At 63.5% G+C, this 22,204-nt stretch carries 27 protein-coding genes; 15 read left to right on the forward strand and 12 right to left on the reverse strand.

The annotated features are described in order from the left end of the window. Nucleotides 1–15 precede the first annotated feature (15 nt). From FJ964_RS11190 to hisB, 8 genes are read right to left on the reverse strand one after another with little or no spacing between them, the layout of a single operon-like run. Nucleotides 16–339 (reverse strand): phosphoribosyl-ATP diphosphatase, encoded by a 324-nt coding sequence (locus FJ964_RS11190; protein WP_140550432.1) that lies wholly within the window; start codon nt 337–339, stop codon nt 16–18. 33 nt (nt 340–372) lie between these two features. Beyond that, the gene (hisF, locus tag FJ964_RS11195) at nt 373–1,164 is read right to left on the reverse strand and encodes an imidazole glycerol phosphate synthase subunit HisF (RefSeq protein WP_140550433.1); all 792 of its coding nucleotides are present in this window, start codon (nt 1,162–1,164) and stop codon (nt 373–375) included. 1 nt (nt 1,165) lies between these two features. Continuing rightward, entirely contained in the window at nt 1,166–2,002 is an 837-nt protein-coding gene (locus tag FJ964_RS11200; RefSeq protein ID WP_140550434.1) for an arginase family protein, read from the reverse strand. Next, complete coding sequence (gene hisA, locus FJ964_RS11205) at nt 1,999–2,748, reverse strand: 1-(5-phosphoribosyl)-5-[(5-phosphoribosylamino)methylideneamino]imidazole-4-carboxamide isomerase (RefSeq protein WP_140550435.1); 750 nt, start codon at nt 2,746–2,748, stop codon at nt 1,999–2,001. The genes FJ964_RS11200 and hisA overlap by 4 nt, the downstream gene beginning before the upstream one ends. Before the next feature lie 4 nt (nt 2,749–2,752). Next, nucleotides 2,753–3,043, reverse strand: coding sequence for a DUF1330 domain-containing protein (locus FJ964_RS11210; protein ID WP_140550436.1), 291 nt, complete (start codon nt 3,041–3,043; stop codon nt 2,753–2,755). A gap of 6 nt (nt 3,044–3,049) precedes the next feature. Then, a complete protein-coding gene (gene hisH, locus FJ964_RS11215) occupies nt 3,050–3,700 on the reverse strand; it encodes an imidazole glycerol phosphate synthase subunit HisH (RefSeq protein ID WP_140550437.1) in 651 nt (216 codons plus the stop codon). Between the two features lies 1 nt (nt 3,701). Beyond that, on the reverse strand, nt 3,702–4,178 hold the full coding sequence (locus FJ964_RS11220) for a DUF2628 domain-containing protein (protein WP_140550438.1): 477 nt from the start codon (nt 4,176–4,178) through the stop codon (nt 3,702–3,704). Nucleotides 4,179–4,182: 4 nt separating this feature from the next. Further along, nucleotides 4,183–4,782 (reverse strand): imidazoleglycerol-phosphate dehydratase HisB, encoded by a 600-nt coding sequence (gene hisB, locus FJ964_RS11225; RefSeq protein ID WP_140550439.1) that lies wholly within the window; start codon nt 4,780–4,782, stop codon nt 4,183–4,185. Nucleotides 4,783–4,994: 212 nt separating this feature from the next. On the opposite strand from hisB, the gene hslV reads away from it, so the two are divergent. The 5 genes from hslV (at nt 4,995) to FJ964_RS11250 (ending at nt 9,163) form a co-directional block, all read left to right on the forward strand. Continuing rightward, nucleotides 4,995–5,546: an ATP-dependent protease subunit HslV gene (gene hslV, locus FJ964_RS11230; RefSeq protein ID WP_140531019.1), complete on the forward strand. Its 552-nt coding sequence runs from the start codon at nt 4,995–4,997 to the stop codon at nt 5,544–5,546. A 46-nt stretch (nt 5,547–5,592) separates the two neighbouring features. Next, complete coding sequence (locus tag FJ964_RS11235) at nt 5,593–6,120, forward strand: GNAT family N-acetyltransferase (protein ID WP_140550440.1); 528 nt, start codon at nt 5,593–5,595, stop codon at nt 6,118–6,120. Nucleotides 6,121–6,126: 6 nt separating this feature from the next. After that, nucleotides 6,127–6,726 (forward strand): DUF2585 domain-containing protein, encoded by a 600-nt coding sequence (locus tag FJ964_RS11240; protein ID WP_140550441.1) that lies wholly within the window; start codon nt 6,127–6,129, stop codon nt 6,724–6,726. Between the two features lie 4 nt (nt 6,727–6,730). Further along, nucleotides 6,731–8,041, forward strand: a complete 1,311-nt coding sequence (hslU, locus tag FJ964_RS11245) for an ATP-dependent protease ATPase subunit HslU (RefSeq protein WP_140550442.1) — start codon at nt 6,731–6,733, stop codon at nt 8,039–8,041. 162 nt (nt 8,042–8,203) lie between these two features. Beyond that, nucleotides 8,204–9,163 (forward strand): DUF1402 family protein, encoded by a 960-nt coding sequence (locus FJ964_RS11250; protein WP_140550443.1) that lies wholly within the window; start codon nt 8,204–8,206, stop codon nt 9,161–9,163. A 70-nt stretch (nt 9,164–9,233) separates the two neighbouring features. On the opposite strand, the gene FJ964_RS11255 is transcribed toward FJ964_RS11250, so the two are convergent. The 3 genes from FJ964_RS11255 to FJ964_RS11265 are packed head-to-tail and all read right to left on the reverse strand — an operon-like array spanning nt 9,234 to nt 11,926. Further along, nucleotides 9,234–10,472, reverse strand: coding sequence for an FAD-dependent oxidoreductase (locus FJ964_RS11255; protein ID WP_181172430.1), 1,239 nt, complete (start codon nt 10,470–10,472; stop codon nt 9,234–9,236). Further along, nucleotides 10,469–10,783 carry a MocE family 2Fe-2S type ferredoxin gene (locus FJ964_RS11260; protein WP_140550445.1) on the reverse strand — a complete coding sequence of 105 codons (315 nt, stop codon included), beginning with the start codon at nt 10,781–10,783 and terminating at the stop codon, nt 10,469–10,471. Before FJ964_RS11260 ends, FJ964_RS11255 begins: the two co-directional genes overlap by 4 nt. 45 nt (nt 10,784–10,828) lie before the next feature. Then, complete coding sequence (locus FJ964_RS11265) at nt 10,829–11,926, reverse strand: fatty acid desaturase family protein (protein ID WP_140550501.1); 1,098 nt, start codon at nt 11,924–11,926, stop codon at nt 10,829–10,831. A 165-nt stretch (nt 11,927–12,091) separates the two neighbouring features. Between FJ964_RS11265 and FJ964_RS11270 the strand changes: the two genes are divergently transcribed. From FJ964_RS11270 to FJ964_RS11310, 9 genes are all read left to right on the forward strand, one after another. Beyond that, nucleotides 12,092–13,123 carry a LacI family DNA-binding transcriptional regulator gene (locus FJ964_RS11270; protein WP_140550446.1) on the forward strand — a complete coding sequence of 344 codons (1,032 nt, stop codon included), beginning with the start codon at nt 12,092–12,094 and terminating at the stop codon, nt 13,121–13,123. 393 nt (nt 13,124–13,516) lie between these two features. Continuing rightward, nucleotides 13,517–14,458, forward strand: coding sequence for a sugar ABC transporter substrate-binding protein (locus tag FJ964_RS11275; RefSeq protein ID WP_140550447.1), 942 nt, complete (start codon nt 13,517–13,519; stop codon nt 14,456–14,458). A 107-nt stretch (nt 14,459–14,565) separates the two neighbouring features. Then, the gene (locus tag FJ964_RS11280; protein ID WP_140550448.1) at nt 14,566–15,642 is read left to right on the forward strand and encodes an ABC transporter permease; all 1,077 of its coding nucleotides are present in this window, start codon (nt 14,566–14,568) and stop codon (nt 15,640–15,642) included. 2 nt (nt 15,643–15,644) lie between these two features. Further along, complete coding sequence (locus tag FJ964_RS11285) at nt 15,645–16,412, forward strand: ATP-binding cassette domain-containing protein (RefSeq protein ID WP_140491237.1); 768 nt, start codon at nt 15,645–15,647, stop codon at nt 16,410–16,412. A 115-nt stretch (nt 16,413–16,527) separates the two neighbouring features. Further along, the gene (gene iolG, locus FJ964_RS11290; RefSeq protein WP_140550449.1) at nt 16,528–17,523 is read left to right on the forward strand and encodes an inositol 2-dehydrogenase; all 996 of its coding nucleotides are present in this window, start codon (nt 16,528–16,530) and stop codon (nt 17,521–17,523) included. 25 nt (nt 17,524–17,548) lie between these two features. After that, nucleotides 17,549–18,343: an SDR family oxidoreductase gene (locus FJ964_RS11295; protein ID WP_140550450.1), complete on the forward strand. Its 795-nt coding sequence runs from the start codon at nt 17,549–17,551 to the stop codon at nt 18,341–18,343. Between the two features lie 275 nt (nt 18,344–18,618). Further along, nucleotides 18,619–19,710, forward strand: coding sequence for a 3-deoxy-7-phosphoheptulonate synthase (locus tag FJ964_RS11300; RefSeq protein ID WP_140550451.1), 1,092 nt, complete (start codon nt 18,619–18,621; stop codon nt 19,708–19,710). A gap of 116 nt (nt 19,711–19,826) precedes the next feature. After that, nucleotides 19,827–20,192 (forward strand): helix-turn-helix domain-containing protein, encoded by a 366-nt coding sequence (locus FJ964_RS11305; protein WP_140550452.1) that lies wholly within the window; start codon nt 19,827–19,829, stop codon nt 20,190–20,192. Next, on the forward strand, nt 20,170–20,667 hold the full coding sequence (locus tag FJ964_RS11310) for an SRPBCC family protein (protein ID WP_140550453.1): 498 nt from the start codon (nt 20,170–20,172) through the stop codon (nt 20,665–20,667). The genes FJ964_RS11305 and FJ964_RS11310 overlap by 23 nt, the downstream gene beginning before the upstream one ends. Nucleotides 20,668–20,722: 55 nt before the next feature. Here FJ964_RS11310 and FJ964_RS11315 read toward each other — a convergent pair whose 3' ends face one another. Continuing rightward, nucleotides 20,723–21,358, reverse strand: coding sequence for a LysE family translocator (locus FJ964_RS11315; protein ID WP_140550454.1), 636 nt, complete (start codon nt 21,356–21,358; stop codon nt 20,723–20,725). Between the two features lie 129 nt (nt 21,359–21,487). On the opposite strand from FJ964_RS11315, the gene FJ964_RS11320 reads away from it, so the two are divergent. After that, nucleotides 21,488–22,183, forward strand: coding sequence for a YafY family protein (locus FJ964_RS11320; protein ID WP_140550455.1), 696 nt, complete (start codon nt 21,488–21,490; stop codon nt 22,181–22,183). The last annotated feature ends 21 nt before the right edge of the window (nt 22,184–22,204 follow it).

Here is a 22,204-nt window from a genome sequence, read left to right on the forward strand (position 1 = left end):
CTGCCCTCCTCGCGGTCAGCGCTTGGACCGTGACGCCTTCTCGGCGATGCCCGAACGCCCGGTGCGGCTTTCGAGCTCCCTGAGCACGTCGCCCAACGGCACACCCGAAATGCCGAGAACGACGAGCCAATGATATATAAGATCGGCACTTTCCGAAACGAGGGCCCGTTTGTCGCCCTTGACCGCGGCAATCACCGTCTCGACCGCCTCTTCGCCGAGCTTCTGCGCCGCCTTCTCAATGCCGCGCGCGTAAAGCTTGGCGGTCCAAGAGTCCGGATCGCCGGAATGGGCGCGTTCGCTGATGATTGTCTCCAGGTCGGAGAGTGAAAACTCAGTCATGGCGCCTTGGCCCTGTTTCTTAGCCGCAAGCCTCTAGGGCCGATCGCCCGAGGAGTCCAGCCGCATCGGCAGGCCGGCTTGCGCCATATGGGCCTTGGCCTCGGCGATCGTATAGGTGCCGAAATGGAAGATGGAGGCCGCCAGCACGGCACCTGCATGACCGTCGCGAATGCCTTCGACCATATGGTCGAGCGTGCCGACGCCGCCCGACGCGATCACCGGGGCGCGCACCGCGTCCGACACCGCGCGGGTCAGCGCGATGTCGTAACCGGCCTTGGTGCCGTCGCGGTCCATCGAGGTCAACAGGATCTCGCCGGCACCGCGATCGACCATTTTCCGGGCGAATTCGATCGCATCCATGCCGGTTTTTTCCCGTCCGCCATGGGTGAAGATCTCCCAACGGTCGGCCTCGCCGGCGCCCGACACTTTCTTGGCGTCGATGGCGACGACGATGCACTGGTTGCCGAACTTGTCGGCGGCCTCGGCAACGAAATCCGGGTTCTTGACCGCTGCCGTGTTGATCGACACCTTGTCGGCGCCGGCCAGGAGCAACTTCCTGATGTCGGCGACCTGGCGCACGCCGCCGCCGACGGTGAGCGGCATGAAACATTGCTCGGCGGTGCGGGCGATGACATCGAAGATGGTCTCTCGATTGTCCGATGACGCGGTGATGTCGAGGAAGCAAAGTTCGTCGGCGCCAGCCGCGTCATAGGCCTTGGCGGCCTCCACCGGATCGCCGGCATCGACGAGATCGACGAAGTTGACCCCCTTGACGACGCGGCCGCCCTTGACGTCGAGACAGGGGATGACGCGAGCCTTCAGCATGTCAACGGCCCTCGATCGTGGTCAGGAGATCGTTCAGCAATTCGCCGACGAGCGGCGGCACATTGGCCTGCGCATCGAAGGCCGGATCGTAAGCGGAAATGGTGATGCCCGATATGGGAACGGAGAGCGCCATGGCGCAGACCGCCTGGCGCAACTGTTCCGGGCCAGGGCCGCCCGGCGTGACATAGCGGTTGGCTTGCAGCGCCTCGGGATCGTGCACATCAAGATCAAGATGCATGTGCGCCCGTTGAGCGCCCGCGGCCTTCAGTTTCTCGGTCGCCTCTGCCGCTCCGGGACATTCCGTGCGGATCACCGGCAATGTGTCGAGCAGCTGTTTTTCGGCCGGATCGAGATCGCGCGCGTTGATCAGCACGCAGCGCGACGGATCGACAGGCTTGAAACCGGGGACGGCCGCCGCCATCGGGCGCCAGCACAGGCCTAGAACGGTGGCCAGCGCCATGCCGTCGAGAAACCCGTATATGGATGTGTCGGGTGTGTTGAGATCGCCGTGCTGGTCGGCCCAGATCATCGCGTCGGCGCCTTCGCCGGCGACCGCACCGGCTGATGTCAGGCAGTTTCCGGCCAGCACGATGGGAAAGCGTCCCCTGTCGCGGGCGATGCGGACCTCGCCCGAAACGGCATTGCAGACAGCGAAACCGGTGGCGATCTCACGCTCCTGGGCATCGCCGACCTTGCCGATGTCCTCGACCGCGACATCGTGGCCGGCCATGGTCAGGGCTTCGACCAATCCGCCCGCAATCAGCGCGTCCGGCCCCTGGCCCATGCCGCCATGATAATGGCCGCTGTCATAGGAGGCCAGGATTATCGAGACTTTCAAGATCGCATCTCCACCGGGGGCGCGCCTTTCAGGATCGCCAATGCTTCGGCCGGATCGATACGGCCGTCGTAAAGCGCACGGCCCGAGATCGCCCCTTCGAGCTTTTGCGCGTCGGGCATGGTCATGCGCACGATATCGGCGATCGAGGCGAGGCCGCCCGACGCGATGACGGGGATCGACACGGCGTCGGCGAGGCTGATCGTGGAATCCCAGTTGATGCCGGTCAGCACGCCATCGCGGTCGATGTCGGTGTAGATGACGGCGGCGACGCCGGCGCCTTCGAATTTCCTGGCCAGTTCAACGACGCCGAGGCTCGACGCCTCGGCCCAGCCCTCGACCGCTACCTTGCCGCCCTTGGCGTCGATGCCGACGGCGATCTGGCCCGGAAAGGCCTTGCAAGCCTGCCTGACCAGGTCGGGGTCGCGCACGGCCACGGTGCCCAGGATGACACGGGCAAGCCCACGGTCGAGCCAGTCCTCGATCTGTTCGAGCGTGCGGATACCGCCGCCGAGCTGCACCGGGTTCTTCGTCGCCTTGAGGATGGCGCCGACGGCGGCGCTGTTGACGCTCTGACCCTGGAAGGCGCCGTTGAGGTCGACGACATGCAGCCATTCGAAGCCCTGCTCTTCAAATGCCTTTGCCTGGGCGGCCGGGTCTTCGTTGTAGATGGTCGCGGTCGCCATGTCGCCGTGCTTGAGGCGCACGCACTGGCCGTCCTTGAGGTCGATGGCGGGAAACAGGATCATTCTCTCAGGCGCCTTCGACAATAACGAAATGGCCTGATGAGGCGGCAAGCCGGTATTTCGAGGCCTGCTGATATTCCGGCGAATGATAGCATTCCAACGCCTTGGCGTAGGATTCGAACTCGACCAGGACATGGCGGTTGCCAGTCGGCCCTTCAGGGCTCTCGTGGCGCCCGGCCCGCACGACGAATTTCGCGCCGTACTTGGCGAAGGCAACGGCATTCGCCTCGATATACCGCTTGTACAGATCGGGATCGCGAACATCGATCATCGCCATCCAATAGCCCTTCTTGCTCATGGCTCCTCAAGGCCTCCAGCGCAGGAAATTGGTGATCAGGGCGAGGCCCAGCGCCTGGCTCTTCTCTGGGTGGAACTGCGTGCCGACGAGATTGTCGCGGGCGACGGCCGCCGTTACCGGGCCGCCATAGTCGGCGACCGCCAGTACCTCGTCGGGCTTGCGCGCATCGAGATGATAGGAATGGACGAAATAGGCGTGCAGGCCGGTTGCCCCGGTTGGAACGCCGGAGAACAGCGGATGCTTGCGCATCAGTTCGATCGTGTTCCAGCCGATCTGCGGGATCTTCAGTGCGGGATCGGCCGGCGTGATCTCCTTCACGTCACCTGATATCCAGCCAAAGCCATCGGTGATTGTCTTTTCGAGACCGCGCTGAGACATCAGCTGCATGCCAACGCAGATGCCGAGGAACGGACGTCCCTTGGCGATGGCGACTTCCTCGACAGCTTCCCACATGCCGGGGACGGCACGCAGGCCGGCCGCGCAATCGGCATAGGCACCGACGCCAGGCAGCACGACACGGTCGGCCGTGCGCACCCGCTCGGCGTCGGCCGTCAGGTCGATGCCGGCGGCGATGCCCGCCTCGCGCGCCGCGCGCTCGAAGGCCTTGGTGGCCGAGCGCAAATTGCCCGAGCCGTAATCGATGATCGCAACGCGCATGTCAGCGTCTTCCCGGAATGTGGGTCAGCCCAAGCGCCATGCCCGGCTGCGCCGGGCGCGCCAGGGCGGCGTCCGGCACCAGGCGCGGCGCGGGCTCGGCTTCATCCGCATGCCGCTCGGCCTCCAGGGCAAAGCGCGCATCGGCATCATCGAGCCAACCGGCTTCGACCACCCCCCATTCGCGCCAGCCGCGGCGGCGGAGCGCCGCTATGCGCAGCGCCTGCCCTTCCAGGCCGACATAGAGCGAGACCAGCAGGGACAGCAGCGAGCCGGCCCACCCAAGACCGAGCTTTTCGCCAAGCACCGAAAGCACCGCCATGACAATGAAGGTGAGTGCCGCTTCGATCCACAGCCGATGCCAGGCGAACCACAGCGGCGGCACCAGCAGGCCGAGCCAGGTGAAGCCGTCGCGGACAAGGGCCGTCGCATCGGCCTTTTCGCCAAAGCCGGGCGGTTCCATCACGACATAGCTGGCCATGACGCTATCCCTTCAAAGATCCCTTGGTGGAGGGAACAGCGTCCGGCTGGCGCGGATCGCGTTCCAGCGCCGCCCGCAGCGCACGCGCCACCGCCTTGAAACAGGTTTCGGCGATGTGGTGGTTGTTGGCGCCATAGTGATTGGTGACATGCAGCGTGATGCCGGCGTTTTGTGCCAGCGCCTGGAAGAACTCGCGCACGAGTTCGGTGTCGAAGGTGCCGATCTTGGGCGAGGAAAACGAAACGTTCCACACCAGAAATGGACGGCCGGAGACATCGATCGCCGCGCGCGTCAGCGTCTCGTCCATGGCAAGATCGATCGAGGCATAGCGCATGATGCCGCGCCGCTCGCCCAGCGCCTTGGCCAGCGCCTGCCCAAGCGCGATGCCGGTGTCCTCGACCGTGTGGTGGTCGTCTATGTGCAGGTCGCCCTCGGCCCGAACGGTCATGTCGATCAGCGAATGGCGCGAAAGCTGGTCGAGCATATGATCGAAGAAGCCGACGCCGGTCACGATGTCCGATTTGCCGGAGCCGTCGACATGGACCGACACGGCAATGTCGGTTTCCCTGGTCTCGCGGCTGATTTCGGCGGAACGGGGCAGCATGGGCTTGTCCTTGTCCGTGAGTTTAAGCGCTTCAGGCGTTCGCCTGTTTGAAAACGAAAGCCTTCTAGCAGCATGATCCGGCGATTGCCAGTTGCCATCCAGGCCGGTATCGAGCGTTTGCAATCACCGCCCCCATGCATACATATGGGTCGATCAAAGTCACTCGTACCGCGCCAATCGCCTTTTAGGGATGACGCGAATCGGAGCAGCAAATGTCCAATGAACTGACCATGCACGCCACGACCATCGTGACGGTGCGCAAGGGCAACAAGGTGGTGATCGCCGGCGACGGCCAGGTCAGCCTTGGCCAGACCATCATGAAGGGCAACGCCAGGAAAGTGCGCCGCATCGGCAAGGGCGGCAACGTGATCGCCGGTTTCGCCGGCGCGACCGCCGACGCCTTCACGCTTCTGGAGCGGCTCGAAGCCAAGCTCGAACAATATCCCGACCAGTTGACGCGCGCCTGCGTCGAACTCGCCAAGGACTGGCGCACCGACCGCTATCTGCGCCGGCTGGAAGCGATGATGCTGGTGGCCGACAAGTCGGTCTCGCTGGCGCTGACCGGCACCGGCGACGTGCTCGAGCCCGAGCATGGCGTCATGGCCATCGGTTCAGGCGGCAACTATGCGCTGGCTGCGGCCCGCGCCCTGATGGACACAGACAAGGACGCCGAGGAGATCGCGCGAAAGGCGATGCAGATCGCCTCCGACATCTGCGTCTACACCAACAACAATTTCGTCGTCGAAACGCTCGATGCCGGCTGACCGGCCGGCGACCATGATCCTGATCCGAAGAACCGCGTAAGAGATCATGGCCAAACAAGACGATAGCTATGATTTTCGGCCGGTGACCACGAAAGACCTGCCGATGATCGCCGGCTGGCTCGCCGAACCGCATGTCGCTGAGTGGTGGGACGACCCGGAGACGGAAATCGCCGAGATTCGCGATCATATCGACTCGATTTCGGTCGAGCCGCTGATCGTTGAACTCGACGGCAAGCCGATCGCCTATCTGCAGAGCTACGATCCGCATCTGGAGGACGACCATCCCTATGCCGACCAGCCATTCGGGACGCTCGGCATCGACCTGTCGATCGGCCGGCCGGAGCTGGTCGGCATCGGCCATGGCTCGGCGATCGTGCGCCAGTTCGTCGAGCAGTTGTTCGAGGAGGGCGTGCCGCGCGTCATCATCGATCCCGACCCATCCAATGGCCGCGCCATCCGCGCCTATGAAAAGGCGGGATTTCGGGCAATCGATCGCCGGCAGTCCAGATATGGCGATGTCGTGCTGATGGCTGTCGACGCAACCGACACGCATGGCGACGCGCAAGAGAGGTAATGGGGCATGGACGCATCGGGTCAGGACAGGCTGGTCTCGGCCTATGAAGACAGCTGGCGCATGGGACTGCTGCTCGTCCTTGGCCTGCTCATCTTCCAGGCCGGAGCCCTCTACGGCATGGGGCACCCGCCGATCTGTACTTGTGGCTATGTCAAACTCTGGCACGGCGTGGTGAACAGTTCCGAGAATTCCCAGCATATATCGGACTGGTACACATTCTCGCACATCATCCACGGCTTCCTGTTCTATGCGCTGGCCAGGTTCCTGTTTCCGCGCTCGCCGGTCGGCTTGAGGCTGGCTTTCGCCGTCTTCATCGAGGGCGGCTGGGAGTTGATCGAGAACAGCCCGTTCATCATCGAGCGCTACCGCGCCGGCACCATCTCGCTCGACTATTACGGCGACAGCATCATCAATTCGGTGTCCGACACACTGGCCATGGTGCTGGGATTTGTGATGGCGCGAAGGCTACCTATATGGGTGATCGTCAGTCTCGCCATCCTCTTCGAACTGGGTACGGGCTATCTTATCCGGGACAATCTGACACTCAACGTGATCATGCTGCTGCATCCGTTCGAGGCCATCAAGCAGTGGCAAAGTGGAATTTAGTGATATGAGCACATTTTCTCCCCGCGAAATCGTTTCGGAACTCGACCGTTTCATCATCGGCCAGAAGGACGCCAAGCGCGCCGTGGCCATCGCCTTGCGCAACCGCTGGCGCCGCCAGCAGCTGGAAGGGCAGATGCGCGAAGAAGTGATGCCGAAGAACATCCTGATGATCGGGCCGACCGGCGTCGGCAAGACCGAAATCTCGCGCCGCCTGGCGCGGCTGGCCGGCGCGCCCTTCGTCAAGGTCGAGGCAACCAAATTTACCGAGGTCGGCTATGTCGGCCGCGATGTCGAGCAGATCGTGCGCGACCTCGTCGAGGTCGCCATCGGCCTGGTGCGCGAGAAGATGCGTGAGGACGTCAAGGCGCGCGCCCATGTCAACGCCGAGGAACGCGTGCTGGAGGCGTTGGTCGGCAAGACTGCCAGCCCTGCCACGCGCGATTCCTTCCGCAAGAAGCTGCGCGAGGGCGAACTCGACGACAAGGAGATCGAGATCGAAGTGGCCGATACCGGCAATGGCGGCATGCCCGGCTTCGAGATTCCCGGCATGCCGGGCGCCAATATCGGCGTGCTCAACATCAACGACATGCTGTCGAAGGCGATGGGCGGCAAGAAGACTAAATTGCGCAAGACGACGGTAAAGGAATCCTACGACCTGCTGGTCAACGACGAGTCCGACAAGCTGCTCGACCAGGACGAGGTGGTGCGCCGGGCGCTGGACGCTGCGGAAAATGACGGCATCGTCTTCCTCGACGAGATCGACAAGATCGCGGCCCGGTCGGATATTTCGGGCGGGCCTTCGCGTGAGGGCGTGCAGCGCGACCTGCTGCCGCTGGTCGAGGGCACGACGGTGGCGACCAAATATGGGCCGTTGAAGACGGATCACATCCTGTTCATCGCATCGGGTGCGTTCCACGTCTCGAAGCCGTCCGACCTGTTACCAGAGCTGCAGGGCCGCCTGCCGATCCGCGTCGAATTGCGCGCGCTGGAGAAAGAGGATTTCGTCCGCATCCTGACCGAGACGGAAGCGAGCCTCATCAAGCAATATATCGCGCTGATGAAGACCGAAGGCGTCGACCTGACCTTCACCGACGACGCCATCGATTCGCTCGCCGGCATCGCCGTTGATCTCAACGCCAGCGTCGAGAATATCGGCGCAAGGCGGTTGCAGACGGTAATGGAGCGCGTGCTGGACGATATCTCCTACGATGCGCCGGACCGCAACGGCACTGCGGTGACCATCGATGCCGCCTATGTGGAGAAACATGTCGGCGACCTGTCGAGGAACACCGATCTGTCGCGCTTCATTCTTTGAGCAGGCGCGCGCCGGATCGTTCCGGCGCCTGTCGGGCGAATGGATCATGTGTGGCCGGATGGTATCATTCGGCCACCTTTCGTTCTGCCGAGCGCAGGGCCGCTCTCGACTCGACCAAGAGCTTTACCTAGTTTGCGCGGCAATTCTCTAGGCGGCGGGCGCATGAAAAAACTGATCCTGGTCATTCTCGGCTTGACGCTGGCGGCAACGATGTTCGGCGCCGACGCGGCGACCATGGTGCCGCCGGGGAACCGCAATGCCGAGCAGCCCAGCATTCCGGGAGCCTCAAGCCGGCGCACGCAGGCCACCAACACCACGTTCCAGGCGAAGTACCGCAAGGTCTATGCGCTGCTGCAGAACGACGCCGACCTGCGCGGCAAGATCAAGAAGGCGGCAAGCGTCTACGGTATCGATCCAATGCACATTGTCGGCGCCATCGTCGGCGAGCACACCTACAATGTCGACGCCTACGACCGGCTGCAGACCTACTACGTCAAGGCGATCTCCTATCTCTCCAGCAAGCTGTCCTTCGCCTATGACGGCGAGGACATCACGGATTTCGTGCAGCGGCCGGAATTCAGGAAATGCACTGGGATGTCCGACAGTTACGATTTGTGGGAATGCCGCGAGCAGGTGTGGAACCGTTCATTTCGCGGCAAGACCGTCGGCGGCGAGGATTTCCCCAACGACCGCTTCGGCGCCACTTTCTTCCAGCCCTACTATGCCGGCCAGACCTTTGGTCTCGGCCAGCTCAATCCGCTGACCGCGCTCCAGATGAGCGATCTCGTGCACAAGGTTTCCGGCCTGCCGAAGCTCGACGTCGGCGATCCCAATGCGGTCTACAAGACCATCATGGATCCCGACCTCACGCTGCCCTACGTTGCCGCGACGATCCGGAAATCGATCGACGCCTATAAGAGCATCGCCGGCTTCGACATTTCGGGCAATCCGGGCCTCACCGCCACGCTCTACAATGTCGGCAATCCCGAGCAACGCGCCTATGCGCTGAAGGCGGAGAACGACAAGCGCAGCGCCGCCGGCGAGCCTGTGAAGCTGCCGGAAGAGAATTATTACGGCTGGCTGGTCAATGACAAACTGCCGGAGCTGAAGGCGCTGTTTTAGGGCGGATCCGGCGCGTTGACGTTGATTTGCCAACGCCTGCGCCGCAGACCCTGACAGTTGCCGTTGCGTCCTACGCCGCCAGCAGCGATTTCAATTTCACCGCCTGCGAACCGAGCGCTTCCGGCGCCGGCCTCGCCCGTTTGCCGATCAGCATCTCCGCCAGCCTGATGTCGCGGGCGACGGCATTGCCGGGGCCGATGCCGCTGGCGGCCACCAGCCTGCCGTCCTCGGCAAGGTGAAAGAGGATGAAGGCGCCCTCGCCGAGATCGCGGCGCACCGTGCTGCGGCCTTCGTCGGAGAGCCCCGCGATCTGCAGGGACAGGCCATACTGATCCGACCAGAACCACGGCACCGCCGCATGTGCCTCTGCGGCGCCCAGCATGTTTCTTGCCGCCAGCGCGCCCTGCTCCTGCGCATTGCGCCAGGCCTCCAGCCGCACGCGGCGGCCGCCATAGACGGCAAGCGGGAACGAGCAGCAGTCGCCGGCAGCGAAGATGTCGGGGTCGCTGCTGCGCAGTTCGGCATCGACCGATATGCCGTTGTCGATGGCCAGTCCTGCTTCGGCGGCAAGCGCCGTCACCGGCACGGCGCCGATGCCGATGATGGCGAGATCGGCGGCTATTTCGCGGCCGCCGGCAAGCGCGATGCGCACTTGCCTGCCGTCGTCGGCGATCGAGGCAATGCCTTCGCCGCATGTTATGTCGACACCTTCGGCGACGTGGGCGTCATGGACGACCTTGGCGATCTCGGCCGGTACACCGCGCATCAGGATACGCGGCTGCGCCTCGATGACAGTGACCGCAGTACCGAGCTTGCGGGCCGCCGCCGCGAGCTCGAGCCCGATGAAGCCGCCTCCGATGATCGCGATGCGGTTACCCGCCTTGAGGTGGGCGCGGATGGCCAGCGCATCGGCGAAGGTGCGGAGGTAGACGCAGCGCCCATCAAGGCCAGGCATCGACAGTTTGCGGGGCGTCGAGCCGGTCGCCAGCAGCAGCTTGTCGTAGGGCAGAACCGAACCGTCCGACAGGCGCACAGTATGCGTGGCGCGATCGATCGCTGAAGCCTGAACGGAATGGATATGCCGGATCGACTTTTCGGCGAGGATTTCATCGCTTGCGATCGCCCTGATCTCGGGCGCGCCGCCGGCCATTGCGTCCTTGGACAGAGGCGGCCGTTCATAGGGCAGATGCGGCTCGTCGCCGACCAGCGTCACCGGTCCCTCATAGCCGAGATCCCGCAATGCAAGCGCTGCCCGGCCGCCGCATTCGCCAGCGCCGATGACAACCATTCCCCGCGTCATGCCGGTCATCCGATCTGAACGAGGATGCTGCCGGCGTCGACCTTGACCGAATAGGTCCTGAGATTGACGCAGGCAGGCGCGCCTTTGGCCTGGCCTGTCTTGTAGTTGAAGCGGCCATTGTGCTTGGGACATTCGATGATGTCGTCCATGACAAGGCCGTCGGCGAGATGCACCTTTTCGTGCGTACACAGGCCGTCGGTGGCGAAATACTCGTCATCGGGGCTGCGATAGATGGCGTAGCTGCGGCCGCCGTGATCGAACCGCATCACATCTTCCTCGTCGATGTCTCCCACGGCACAGGCCTCGACCCAGTCGCTCATACATTTCTCCCGCAAAATTTCCCGATGGCCCCTCACGGGCGGATGTCACTCCGCCGCGGCGTTGAAGGCAGCATTGTCGTTGTGCAGATCTTCGCGGTACGGCCTGGCCGTCGGCGGCAGCTCGCGTTTGAGGAAATAATCCTCGTTGCGCAACTGGCGCCAGAAGACAGGCAGCATCTCGCGATAGCCGGCCAGGATCGACGGCGTCGGCGCCGGCAAATCGTGCTTGATCAGTTCATGCAGCTTCGGCAGCGCATGGTAAGGCACCATCGGGAACATATGATGCTCGACGTGGTAGTTCATGTTCCAATAGATGAAACGGCTGACCGGGTTCATGTAGACGGTGCGGCTGTTCAGCCGATGGTCGGTGACGTTGTCGGCAAGGCCGCCATGCTGCAGCAGGCCGACCATGACGTGGTGCCAGGCGCCATAGAGCCTGGGCAGACCGACCAGCATCAAGGGCAGGAACGAGCCGGTATAGAGCGCCAGCGCGATGGTTGCGGCATAGATCGCGGTCCAGATGCGGGCGATGCGGATCGCCTTCGGCTGTTCCTGCTCGGGAATAAAAGTCTTCTCTGCCGCGCTGATGTTGCCGGCGGCGTTGCGCAGCATGTCTGACATCGCATGCCAGGCGTCGAGCACGCCGACAAAGCCGAGGATGGCGCGCACCAGGTCGGGCGGCCGCATGACCGAGATTTCCGGGTCGCGGCCGACGATGATGGTGTCGGTGTGATGGCGCGTGTGGCTCCAGCGCCAGGTCACCGGGTTGCGCATGATCATGAAGCAGGCGACCTGATAGACCACATCATTCATCCACTGCGTGCGGAAGGCCGTGCCGTGGCCGCATTCGTGCCAGCGGGAATCCGTGGACGAACCGTAGAGCACGCCATAGGCGAAGAAGAACGGCACGCACCACCAGGTGCCCCAGAACCAGGCACCCCCGGCGCCGCTGACGATGAGCGCGGCGATCCAGATCGCCGTGTCGCGGATCGCGGGCGCGTCGGAGCGCTGCATCAGCTCCTTCATCTGCTTGCGGGGAATGTCGGTGTGATACCATTCGGCCGCCGACAGGCCGGTCTCGACGGCCAGCCTGGCGTCGCGGCCGATCAGGCTGTAGTCACGCCGGGACGGCGCAGCATGCATGGTTGCCTCCTCGGCAAAGGCATCCGCCACGCGAATGCCCGACATTTCCTGACTTCGAGGCTGAAAATAACGCTAGCTCATGATAGACTCAACGTCAGAAAGATAGTTTCTATCATTTCCTATCATCAAGATGTAGGAAAGACGCGCAGTCAAATGAGGACAGACATGGCGAAACGGCCGACGATCACCGATCTGGCGCGCATCTCCGGCGTCAGCGTCGCCACGGTGGACCGCGTGCTCAACAGCCGCCTGCCGGTGCGCGAGGAAACGGCGCGCCGCGTCTATGATGCCGCGACCGAGATCGGCTATCACGCGGCGGGGCTGATCAAACAGCGCATGCGTCAGGAATTGCCCGAGTATCGACTGGGCTTTCTGCTGCTTCGGGGCAATGACGTTTTCTATGGCGATTTCGCGCGGGAACTCGAACTCGCGGTGGCACAATCGCAGCGCTTCCGTGGCGTCGCAACCATCGATTTCGCCACTTCCCTGGCCCCCGATGAGATCGCCGCCCAGATGCGCAGGCTGGCGGCGAAATCGCGGGCCATCGCCGTGGTCGGCCCTGACCATCCGACGCTGACGGCGGTCGTGGAGGCGCTAAAGGCCAGGGGGCAGCCGGTCTTCTCCTTGCTGTCCGACTTCGCCGCCGGCATCCGCGAGGGCTATGTCGGCCTCGACAACCGCAAGGTCGGCCGCACCGCCGCCTGGATGATCTCGAAGGCTGCGAGGAAGCCCGGCAAGGTCGCCCTTTTTGTCGGCAGCCATCGCTTCCACGGCCATGAGCTGCGTGAGATCGGTTTCCGCTCCTTCTTTCGCGAGCATGCGCCGGACTTCAACGTGCTTGAGACGCTGGTCAATCTGGAGGCCAACCAGGTGACCCATGATGCGATGATCGATCTTCTGGCGCGATATCCGGATCTTGTCGGCTGCTACGTCGCCGGCGGCGGCATGGAAGGCGCCGTCTCGGCGCTGCGGACAGCGAAGCCCGCCGACATGCCGGTGGTCGTCTGCAACGAGATATCAGCCGAATCGCGCGCCGCGCTTGCCGACAACATCCTGACGATGGTGATCTCGACGCCCCTTGCCGCGCTCTGTCGCGAGCTCGTCGATCGGATGGCGCATGCCATCGAAACCGGCGCGGCCAATGCGCCGGGCCAGACGTTCCTCCCCTTCGACATCTATTTGCCGGAAAACATCTGAACCCATTTCAGGAATGCGCGCAGCGGTTGTCCGTCCAGATCGCGTCAGGACGGAGGTAGAGCGTTTCCATGAAACGATAAAATGCCCGGGCAGCCCGGTCTGCCGCAAACTGGCCGCCTGAAATGATAGAATCCATCAGAGACGGCCGAAAATCGCACGCCCGGATTCGGAATCTCCCTTGACGCCTCGTTCCGAAATGGAATAAATATTTCACTGGCTGTACATTTTGGTTCTTTCGTTCCGAGAACATCTGGTTCGGGGCAGGCAGTTCGGCGGTCCAGCCGGTGATGAACCGCCCCGGGACGAAATGATATCAGGGAGAGATTCCCCGGGGAGACCGGGGATTCCGGATAGATCGGTGCGACCGGACACCCAAAGTGGAGGAGAGATACAATGAAGAAAATAATTTTGGGCGTCGCCTTCGCGGCGCTGATGAGTTCGTCCGCCATGGCCGCCAAGATCGGCGTGTCGATGGCCAAGTTCGACGACAATTTCCTGACCGTGCTGCGCAACGGCATGATCGAGCAGGCCAAGGGCATGAGCGGCGTGGAGCTGCAGGTCGAGGACGCGCAGAACGACGTCGCCAAACAGCTCGACCAGATCAAGAACTTCGCCGCATCGGGCGTCGACGCCATCATCGTCAATCCGGTCGACACCTCTGCCACGCAGGCGATGTCGGATGCCGCGGCCGCCGCCAAGATCCCGCTGGTCTATGTCAACCGCGAACCTGTCAATGTCGATACGCTGCCTGACAACCAGGCCTTCGTCGCTTCGAACGAGGCCGATTCCGGCACGCTTGAAACCAAGGAAGCCTGCCGCCTGTTCAAGGAAGCCGGCAAGAAGGAAGCCAATGTCTATGTGATCATGGGCGAGCTTTCCAACCAGGCGGCCGTGCAGCGCACCAAGGACATCGAAGAGGTGATCGCGACGCCGGATTGCAGCTTCATCAAGATCATCGACAAGCAGACGTCGAACTGGAACCGCGACGAGGCCCAGAACCTGATGACCAACTGGCTGTCGACCGGCAAGCCGTTCGACGGCGTCATCGCCAACAATGACGAAAGCGCCATCGGCGCCATCCAGGCTATGAAGGCCGCCAATATCGACATGAAGACGGTTGTCGTTGGCGGCGTCGACGCCACGCAGGACGCGCTTGCGGCCATGCAGGCAGGCGACCTCGACGTCACCGTGTTCCAGGACGCGGCCGGCCAGGGCGCCGGTGCGCTCGACGCGGCACTGAAACTGTCCAAGGGCGAGAAGGTCGAACACAAGGTCTACGTGCCCTTCCAACTGGTGACGCCGGCAAACATCGACAAGTTCCTGAAGAAGAACTGAGCGGCGGAACGGTTCACTCCGGGGCGGCGCTCAAAAGACCGGGCGCCGCCCCACCTCTCAGCGCTTTCAGGCGCCAGGGGCGGCCGTGGCTGACGGAGGATAGACGATTGGCACAGACATCTCATGGCGTCGGCGGGGTCAGCTATGATGCGAAGAAGCGCATATGGCCGGCGGAATTCAACGTCTTCCTGGCGCTCGTCATTCTTGTCGTCATCTTCGAATTGATCGGCCGCATCTTTCTCGGCGACAGCTTCCTGTTCAACACCCGCAGCAATGTCGGCGGCCTCTTCAACGAGGCGCGGCTGCAGATCATCATCCTGCAAGTGTCGATCGTCGGCATCATCGCCATCGGCGTGACGCAGGTGATCATATCGGGCGGCATCGACCTGTCCTCGGGTTCGATCGTCGGCGCCACCGCGATGATCGCCATGAGCTTCGCGCAGGTGGCGACCGTCAACGGCAATCCCAATCCCAAGGCGATGTTCCTGGCGCAGGGCTGGACCGACCTGCCGGTCATCGTGCCGCTGCTGGTCGCCATCGGCTGCGGGCTGCTTGCCGGCCTGGTCAACGGCGCCCTGATCGCCTACACGCGCATTCCGCCCTTCATCGCCACGCTCGGCATGATGGTGACCGCGCGCGGCATCGCCAAATGGTGGTCCAAGGGCCAGCCGATCTCGTTTCCCACCGACAGTTTCGCCGCGATCGGCAAAGGCCTGATGCCCGTCATCATCTTCCTGTCGCTCGCCGTGCTGTTCCAACTGATCATGACCTACACACGATATGGCAAGCATTGCTACGCCATCGGCTCCAACGAGGACGCCGCACGTATGTCCGGCATCAAGATCGCCAACCACAAGATCCTGGTCTATGTCATCGCCGGCATACTCGCATCGCTCGCCGCGGTGGTGCTCTCTTCCAAGAACCTCACCGCCCAGGCCGGCATGGGCGTGATGTACGAACTCGACGCCATCGCCATGGCGGTCATCGGGGGCGTATCGCTGTCGGGCGGCCGCGGCTCGATCGTCGGCACGGTGATCGGCGCTCTGATCTTCGGCGTCATCATCTCCGGCTTCACCTTCCTGCGCCTCGATGCCTACTACCAGGAGATGGTCAAGGGCGTGATCATCGTCGGCGCCGTCGTTCTCGACCAGTGGCGCCAGCGCCTGCGGGCATTGAGGGCTTGACCATGTCAGACATCGTCCTGAAGACCGAAAACCTGACCAAGCGCTATGGCGGCGTGCAGGCGCTGGAAGGCGCGAATTTCGAACTGCGCAAGGGCGAACACGTCGCCATCATGGGCGACAACGGTGCGGGCAAGTCGACTTTCGTGCGCCAGATCACCGCCGTCGAGCAACCGACTAGCGGCCAGATCTGGTTCGACGGCAAGCAAGTCAATTTTTCGGGCCCTATCGAGGCGCGCGAGGCCGGCATCGAGACCGTGTTCCAGAACCTGGCGCTGGCCGACGACCTCGACGTGCCGTCAAACCTGTTCCTGGGCCGCGAAAAAGTACTGTTCAATCTGGGACCGTTTTCGATCCTGGACCGCCGGGGGATGCGCAAGGCGACCGAAGCCGCGCTGGTGCGCACGGCGGTGAAAATCCCCAACCTGTCGAACACCATCCGCCATATGTCGGGCGGCCAGCGGCAATGCGTGGCGATTGCCAGGACCGCGACCTTCGCCTCCAAGCTGATCATCATGGACGAGCCGACGGCAGCACTCGGCGTGCAGGAGACCGCGCAGGTCGAGAACATCATCCGCACGCTGAAGGACAATGGCGAGCCGCTGATCCTGATCAGCCACAACATGCGCCAGGTGTTCGACCTTTGCGACCGCATCGTCGTCTTCCGGCGCGGCCGCATCGTCGCCAATCTGCGCAAGGAGAACACCGACGGAAACGATATTGTTTCCTACATCACCGGCGCCAAGACCGGAGAGGCCGAACTCGCGGCCTAGGCCGGGCGCGGAGGCGGCGGTCATCGCTTCCCCGTCGATCTCGTCTTGACCGGAAAATCAGCCGCGCGCATGACCGGCGCCTCGCCAGCTTCGAACCATCCCAGAGGAAATTTCCATGACTCTCCGCTTCGCCCTCCTCGGTGCCGGCCGCATCGGCAAGGTCCACGCCCGCGCCGTCGGCTCCAATCCGCAGGCCAAACTGGTCGCCGTTGCCGACGCTTTCGAAAAGGCGGCGAGCGAACTCGCCACGGCCTACGGTGCCGAGGTGCGCACGATCGATGCCATTGAGAAATCCGGGGACATCGACGCGGTCGTCATCTGCACGCCGACGGACACCCATGCCGACCTGATCGAGCGCTTCGCCAGGGCCGGCAAGGCGATCTTCTGCGAGAAACCGATCGACCTCGACGTCAAGCGCGTCGAGCAGTGCCTGGCCGTGGTCGAGAAGGCCAAGGCGACGCTGATGGTCGGCTTCAACAGGCGCTTTGACCCGCATTTCGCCGCGGTGCGCAAGGCGATCGATGACGGCGCCATCGGCACGGTCGAGATGGTGACCATCACGTCGCGCGATCCGGGCGCGCCGCCGATCGACTACATCGCGCGCTCCGGCGGCATTTTTCGCGACATGACCATCCATGATTTCGACATGGCGCGCTTCCTGCTCGGCGAAGAGCCGGTGGCGGTAAGCGCGCATGCCTCGGTGCTGGTTGACAGACAAATCGGCGAGGCCGGCGATTTCGACTCGGTCAGCGTCATCCTGGAAACCGCGTCGGGCAAGCAGGCCGTCATCTCCAATTCGCGCCGCGCCACCTATGGCTACGACCAGCGCATCGAGGTGCATGGCTCGAAAGGCATGGTGGCGGCCGAGAACCAGCGGCCGGTGTCGATCGAACTGGCCAATGAGAAGGGCTATACGCGCCCGCCGCTGCACGATTTCTTCATGACCCGCTATCTCGATGCCTATGCCATCGAGATAGCGTCCTTCATCGCCGCCGCGACCTCGGGCAAGAAGGCAGCACCGAGCGGGACGGACGGACTCATCGCACTTCGGCTGGCGGATGCGGCGCTGAAATCGGCGACATCAGGCCAGACCGTCCGCCTCGACAAGTAACGACTTAAAGCACAGGAGCAGAGCGATGAGCGCATCAGCCGGTCGCAATTCACAAACGCGCGCCATCGTCACCGGCGGCGCACAAGGCATAGGCTTCGCGGTCGCCGAGGCATTGGCGGAAGAAGGCTGCCGGGCGCTGGCGCTGATCGGCCGCTCGCAGGAGAAGGGCGACAAGGCTGTCGCCACGCTCAAGAAGTCGGGCGTCGATGCTATCTTCATCAGCGCGGACGTCTCCAAGGTGGCCGATTGCAAGCGCGCCGTGGCCACCGCGCTTTCGCATTTCGGCACCATCAATGCGCTGGTCAACGCCGCCGCCACGTCGGCGCGCGGCTCGCTGGTGGAGACCAGCGAGGAGCTCTTCGACACCATCTTCGACACCAATGTGCGAGGCCCATTCTTCCTGATGCAGGGCGTGGTGACGCATCTGCTTGAGAAAAAGGCCCCCGGATCGATCGTCAACGTGCTGTCGATGTCGGCGCATACCGGTCAGTCGTTCCTGACGCCCTATTCGACCAGCAAGGGCGCGCTGATGACGTTGACCAAGAATGTCGCCAACGCCTATCGCTTCAATCGCATCCGCTGCAACGCCGTGCTGCCCGGCTGGATGGACACCGAGGGCGAGGATATCGTGCAGAAGAAATGGCATGACGCGCCCGACGACTGGCTCGAGAAGGCCGAGGCCGCACAGCCGATGGGGCAGTTGGTGAAGCCGGACCAGCTTGCCCGGCTGATCAGCTACATGGTCAGCCCGCAATCCGGCGTGATGACTGGCTCGCTTGTCGACTACGACCAGAGCGTCGCCGGGGCGTCGCCGGAATAGCGGCATAACATCGCCGAAAGGCCCACCGCGTCGCGGGGGTTCGGCATATCCTGAAATGGCTCTCATCAGGGTACGTGACAAAGGCCGCCGCTTCGACTATATGAGCCACATGATCCACCTGACCGCCACCTATTGGTACTTTAGCAGCTCGCTGGCGGCGGGAGGATTGCGCTCGATCTGAAGATTGCAGCAAACAGTCCGACAAGCCGCCAGACCTGGCGGCTTTTTTGTTTCAGCCGGCAGGTCTTCTCTAAATCAAAGAGGAGCAGGAAGCCGTGTTGACCACCACAGACGACCTTCGGGTCAAGGAACTGAGACTGCTGAGCACGCCGGAAGAGGTGATGCGGGAGATACCGCGCTCACTCACGGCGACGCGCACCGTTGCCGCCTCGCGCAACACCATCCACTCAATCCTGACGGGGGCTGACGACCGACTTGTTGTCATCGTCGGCCCTTGTTCCATCCACGATCCGGTCGCGGCCGTTGACTATGCCAGCCGTCTGGCGGCGCTGCGCGAGGCTCTGTCCGACCGGCTCGAGATCGTGATGCGGGTCTATTTCGAAAAGCCGCGCACGACGGTCGGCTGGAAAGGCCTGATCAACGACCCCGACCTCGACGGCAGCTTCAACATCGACAAGGGGCTGCGGATGGCACGCAACGTCCTGTCCGCCGTCAACAATCTCGGCCTGCCGGCGGCAACGGAATTCCTCGACATGACCACGCCGCAATATATTGCCGACCTCGTCGCCTGGGGCGCCATCGGCGCGCGCACCACCGAGAGCCAGATCCACCGGGAATTGGCATCGGGCCTGTCCTGCCCGGTCGGCTTCAAGAACGGCACCGACGGCAATCTCAGGATTGCCGCCGAGGCGGTGAAGTCCGCCGCGCAGCCGCATCATTTCATGGCGGTGACCAAGGGCGGACGCAGCGCCATCGCGGCAACGACCGGAAACGAGGATTGCCATGTCATCCTGCGCGGCGGCGTCCAGCCCAATTACGATGCGGCAAGCGTCGAAGCCGCATCGGTCGAACTCGCCCGCATCGGTATCGCGCCCCGCCTGATGATCGATGTCAGCCATGCCAACTCAGCCAAGAAGCCGGAGAACCAGCCCAAGGTCGCGGCTGACGTGGCGGGACAGGTCGCGGCGGGGGATACGCGCATCATCGGCGTCATGATCGAGAGCAATCTCGTCGCCGGCCGGCAGGATGTCGTGCCCGGCAAGCCGCTCGTCTATGGCCAGAGCATCACCGACGGCTGCATCGACTGGGCGACCACGGAGACGGTGCTGCACGGCCTTGCCGGCGCCGTGGAATGGCGCCGATCGGCGCGCCGCGCCTCGATGGAGAGCCGGCAGGGCGCCGCCTGATCTGGTAGGAGCAAAGGGCGGGGTTTCCGGTTTCAGCCCGGGAGCACGCCGCCCTTAGCTCCGCAGCCCTCCACCTCCTTGCATGCCACCGATCCGCATGTTACATACTGAACCACATGGTTCAGTATTCTCCGACCCGCCTGGACGCCTCGTTTGCCGCGCTTTCGGACGCCACCCGACGCGGGGTTCTGGAGCAACTCGGCCGTGCGGATGCTTCGATCACGGACTTGGCCCAGAAATTCCACATGACCCTCACGGGCATGAAGAAGCATGTCGGCGTCCTGGAGCAGGCGGGGTTCGTCACCACGCAGAAGGTCGGGCGCGTGCGGACCTGCAAGCTCGGCCTGCGCCGCCTAGAGGAGGAGGCGGCATGGATCGAGAGATACCGCCAGCTCTGGGCGGCACGCTTCGACGAGCTGGACAAGGTTGTCGAGGAAATGAAACGGAAGGAGGAAGCCGATGGACGAAACAAGAGCGAATGAGCCCACCCCCATGCAGAACCGCACGACGGTGGAACGGACGTCCGACCGGGAGTTGGTCGTTACGCGAAGCTTCGACGCGCCGGCGCGCATCGTGTTCGAGGCATGGACAAAGCCCGATCTGTTCAAGCGCTGGTGGGCGCCCAAGTCGATGGGCATGTTCCTGCGTTCCTGCGAGATGGATGTTCGTGTGGGAGGCGGGTACCGTTTGGTGTTCGGGCATGGTGACTCGCAGCCTGCCGAGTTCTTCGGCAGGTATCTCGAAGTGACACCGCATTCGCGCCTCGTCTGGACCAATGACGAAGGCGGTGACGGTGGACCCGCCACCACGGTGACCTTCGAGGAAAAAGGCGGCAGGACGCTGCTGGTCATGCGCGAGCTCTATCCCTCGAAGGAAGCCCTCGACGCCGGCGCCGGGGCGGCGGATGCGATGTCCGAGCAATTCGAGCAGCTGGACGAGCTTCTCGCCACGCTGTAGGACACCGCCTGATCCGGCCGGCGCCTGAAGGGCGGCAGTTCGGTCCAGCCCGAGACTACGCCGCCCTCACGCCCTCCCATGCTGTGAACACGGAGACGGCGAAGAGCAGCAGCCCGGCCGCCCGGCCGGCAAGGATGGTCGCTCGCGGATTGGCGATCAGCAGCTTGCGGCTGCGGCCGGCTGATATTGCGAGCCCACCATAGATCGCAGCCTGCGTCAGCACGGTCAGCAGGCCCATCACCGTCGCCTGCATCCAGATCGGGCCGTAGTCCGGCTTCAGGAACTGCGGGTAGACGGCAAGCACGAAGAGATAGGCCTTCGGGTTGATCAGGCAGGTCACAAGGCCTTGGCGAAACGCCTTCCATGCCGAGCGGCTGCCGGCGGGCCCGTCGTGACCGACAGTGATGGAGCTGCGCATCAGCGTGACGCCGATGAAGGCCATGTAGGCCGCGCCGGCAATCAGCAGCGGCTTGAACAGGATCGGCATGAAATGCATCAGCAGGCCGACGCCGATCGCGCCGTTCAGCGTGTGCACCATGCCGCCGACCATGATGCCGCCGGTCGCGGCAAGACCCCTGTCGCGCCCGCCGGTCAGCGCATTGGCCAGCACGAACAGCATGTCCATGCCCGGAACGGCGATGATGCCGAACAGGAGGATAAAGAACAGCCAGAGATTTTCAGCATAGCCCATGTCAGTTGCCTGTTGTCCCGCTCGGCCCAGCCGCAGCGGAACCTGTTGATTTTCAAACCGATAGGCAGTCCTATAAGCTGGTTCAACTGACGATGGTGTGTCAGTTGTGATCGGTACCGGGTCAGAAAAATGCGCAAGGCGTCACGCCTGTTCGAGATCATCCAGATCCTGCGGCTGGCGCGGCAGCCGGTGACCGCGGCAATGATCGCCGCGCACTTGGAAGTGACGATCCGCTCGATCTATCGCGACATCGCAGCGCTTCAGGCGATGCGCGTGCCGATCGAGGGCGGGCGCGGCATCGGCTATGTCTTGCGTCCCGGCTTCGATTTGCCGCCGCTGATGTTCTCGATCGAGGAGATGGAGGCGATCGTGCTGTCGCTTGCCCTGCTGGAGCGCACGGGCGACGACGAGCTCAAGCAGGCGGCCAAGCGCGTCGGCGCCAAGATCGCCAGCGCCGTACCGCCGCCTTTGCGCCAGACGCTCGACGCCAATGCGCTGCATGCGTGGGGGTTCGCCGCGCCCTCCGCAGGTGCGATCGATCTGGCGCTGGTGCGCCGCGCCATACGCGACGAGGAGAAGCTCGACCTCTCCTATCGCGACGAGCTTGGCCGCGCTTCCGAGCGCCTCATCCGCCCGATCGCGCTGATCTATTATGCTGAGACCGCCAACATTGTCGCCTGGTGCGAACTGCGCCAGGCAATCCGCAATTTCCGCAGCGACCGCATCGAGGATTGCCAGCCGACAGGACTGCGCTTCAAGGGCGAAGGCGACCGGTTGCGGCAGATCTGGGTCAGTGGATGGGAGATTCCTGCCGCCGGCGGCTGAGGCCGCCATTGCCAACCCGAT

Source organism: Mesorhizobium sp. B2-3-2, from assembly GCF_006442295.1.
GTDB lineage: Bacteria > Pseudomonadota > Alphaproteobacteria > Rhizobiales > Rhizobiaceae > Mesorhizobium.